Here is a 1,160-nt window from a genome sequence, read left to right on the forward strand (position 1 = left end):
GCCGTCCGGCTGCTCGATCATGCTCAAACTCAGGTCGAACTTCGCCGTCGTGTCGTGGAGTCCGACGGGGCGGGCGGGCACGCCGCCGAACTCGGGCTGCCCGGTGGCGGGTTCGTAGGCGAAGAACGTCTGGAACAGCGGGTTGCGGCTGAGGTCCCGCTCCGGGCGTAGCCGCTCCACCACCAGGTCGAACGGCACGTCCTGGTGGGCGTACGTGGCGAGGCAGGTCTGCCGGACCCGGTCCAGCAGGTCGGTGAAGGGCGGGTCGCCCGACAGGTCCGCCCGCAACGCGATGGTGTTGACGAACAAGCCGATCAGGTTCTCGCTCTGCGGGTGGCTGCGCCCGGAGACCGGGGTGCCGACGACGACGTCGTCCGAGCCGCTGTAGGTCGACAGCAGCAGCGCGTAGCCGGCGAGGAACACCATGAACGGCGTCGCGCCCTGCGCCCGGCCCCACTCCCGCAGCCCGTCCGCGACCCGGGCGGGGATCGCCACCGAGGCGGAGTCGCCCCGGTAGCTCGGCCGGGGTGGGCGGGGCCGGTCGGTCGGCACCTCCAGCAGCTCCGGGCTGCCCGCCAGGTGCCGTTCCCAGAAGGCGAGTTCACCCGCCAGCGTTTCCCCGCGCAGCAGTTCGCGTTGCCAGGCCGCGTGGTCGGCGTACCGGAACGGCAGGGCGGGCGGCGTGGCCGGCGGGCCGCCGACCGCCTCCCGGTAGAACATCGCCAGCTCGTCGAAGAGCACGCCGAGGGACCATCCGTCGGAGACGATGTGGTGCATGTTCAGCAGGATCGCGTGGTCGTCGTCGGCGAGCACCGCCACCGCGCACCGCAGCAACTCCCCGGCCAGGTCGAAGGGGCGCTCGACCCGCTCGCGGGCCCAGGCGTCGACCGTCTCGTCGCGTCGCTCGACCGGCACGCCGGTCAGCGTGCTCACCTCGACCTGCGGGATCTCGTCCGAGATCACCTGCGCCGGTTCGCCGTCGGTGTCCACGAACCGCGTCCGCAGCGCCTCGTGCCGCCGGCAGACGCGTTCCAGCGCCGTCCGGAGCGCCGCCACGTTCAGCTCGCCGGGCACCCGGACCAGCGCGGGCAGGCTGTAGGCGACGCCCACCGCGTCCAGTTGCTCCAGGAACCACAACCGCCGCTGCGCGTACGACAACG

The 1,160-nt window shown here is 72.8% G+C and carries 1 pseudogene; it reads right to left on the reverse strand.

The features are described 5' to 3' along the window. Window positions 1-1,158, reverse strand: a pseudogene (locus B1205_RS32965) (condensation domain-containing protein); the annotation flags it as partial. Window positions 1,159-1,160 lie beyond the last annotated feature (2 nt).

The sequence above is a fragment of the Micromonospora sp. NBS 11-29 genome (genome assembly GCF_002140155.1).
In the GTDB taxonomy this organism is placed as follows: Bacteria; Actinomycetota; Actinomycetes; order Mycobacteriales; family Micromonosporaceae; genus Micromonospora.